This window comes from Calditrichota bacterium, from assembly GCA_013152715.1.
Taxonomy (GTDB): Bacteria; Zhuqueibacterota; Zhuqueibacteria; order Thermofontimicrobiales; family Thermofontimicrobiaceae; genus 4484-87.
Genome location: JAADFU010000102.1, coordinates 947 through 2,826 on the forward strand (window position 1 = coordinate 947; position 1,880 = coordinate 2,826).

Consider the following 1,880-nt stretch of genomic DNA (forward strand, 5'->3'; position numbering starts at 1 on the left):
GATACGCGCTGGCAGTACACCTACCACGGCCGACTTTTCCGCTACGAAGTTCCGCTTAGTTTGTACGACGAATATTTGCACCATCTTTCCGATGAAGAAAAAAAGGAATTTTACAAGCATGAAACTTCACATTTTCTGTTGGATCACGATTACGTGACTGTCGTGGAAAAAGAAGTCAAGGGGAAAAAACAACAATTCGTACAAATTGACCAAATCAAATATGCGATCGAAAAACTGGCGCAACAACCCTTTACGCGTCAGGCGCAGGCCATCACGTGGCAGCCGTTCATGGACACGGACATTTACGATCCGGCGTGTCTGCAAAGTATGTGGTTCCGCATTTTAGACGATGAAAATGGGATGCCTACTTTGAATATGAACATCCGTTTCCGCAGCCGCGACGCCTACGACGCTTCTTTCATGAATTGCTTCGCTTTCATTCATGTCATGGAATACGTCGCCGACGAAATCAGTAAACGCAGCGGTAAAAAAGTAAAAGTAGGCCGCTACATGGACCAATCGGACTCTTTTCATATTTACGGCAAACGTATCGCAGATTTTGAACAGCGGTTTTTGAAAAATCTTTTTGAAAGAGACTTCGAGCACCGAACTTTTTCACGAGCCGATGCGGAGCCGTTCTTTGTCGAGAGAAGAAATAAATTGAAGGAAATGTTTCAGAATCAGTGATTTTTCAACCGGAGCCTAACCGATGAAAATAAAAACCTTGTTGCTTTTAATTCTCGTATTGCCGCTATTTTTTACTCAATGCAAACGCCCCCGTGTCAAATACGATCAGACCAAAGAAGCCCGCGGCATCTGGGTCACCCGCTGGGAATGGGCAAAACCGGAACTCGTGAATGATCCCGATGCGCAACAAGCGCGTATCACTGAAATTCTTGATCTTGCCAAACAGGCAAAACTCAATTTCGTTCTCTTTCAAGTCAGAGGAAATGGCGACGCTTTTTACCGGTCAAACTATGAACCCTGGTCGAATTTGCTCACCGGAGAACTGGGAAAAAATCCCGGCTGGGACCCGCTGCAATTTGCCGTGGACCAAGCCCACGAGCGAGGTTTGGAATTACACACCTGGGTGAATACTTTTCCTGCCTGGCACGGTACAGAGCCTCCGCCGCACACGATTCCCGAACACGTCTATTACGCTCATCCGGAATGGATCATCTGCGACAAAAACGGCGATCCCATGCCGCTTTCCGGCCATTATGTCAATTTGAGCCCGGGAATTCCCGCCGTCCGCCAGTACGTGCACGATGTGTGTCTGGACATCATCAAAAATTACGACATCGACGGTATGCATTTCGATTACATTCGCTATCCTGAAGGTTCTCCGGGACTCGGCTACAGTCAGGATTCGATCAGTTTGCGCCTTTTCAATTCCGAGGAGGGAAACCCGCAGCATTTGAGTTGGGACGACTGGCAGCGAGAAAATATCAACAAATTCGTGCGGAAATTTTACGATGATGCCACAAAATTAAAGCCGTGGGTGAAAATTTCCGCGGCTGTCATCGGCAAATACGATTACAGCAAATGGAATGGCTATCACGTTGTTTACCAGGATGCACTGCAGTGGATCAAAGAAGGAAAAATTGATTTCATTTGCCCCATGATTTACTGGCAAATTTCGCACCCCACGGCTCCGTTCGACACGATCACGCGGCAGTGGCTGAAAAAATATCTGCACTCGCGCTACATTTTTCCCGGAATGATGATCAATAAACTGGGCAGCGAAAACTGGCCGCTGGAAGAAGTCGCCAAACAGGTTGCTGTGGTGAGAAAAGCAGAGGGAAACGGCATGGTTTTCTTCAGTTTTTCCGGTCTGGAAAAGGCAAATGAATTACTGAAAGACAAAGGATTTCAATATC

Annotated in this window: 2 protein-coding genes; both read left to right on the plus strand. The window is 46.9% G+C overall.

The genetic code is table 11. The features are described 5' to 3' along the window. Positions 1 to 687, plus strand: a 687-nt coding sequence (locus GXO74_08445) for a hypothetical protein (protein NOZ61698.1), incomplete at its 5' end; no start/stop codon positions are given. Positions 688 to 709: 22 nt separating this feature from the next. Continuing rightward, the coding region (locus tag GXO74_08450) for a family 10 glycosylhydrolase (protein ID NOZ61699.1) at positions 710 to 1,880 on the plus strand (1,171 nt) is incomplete at its 3' end.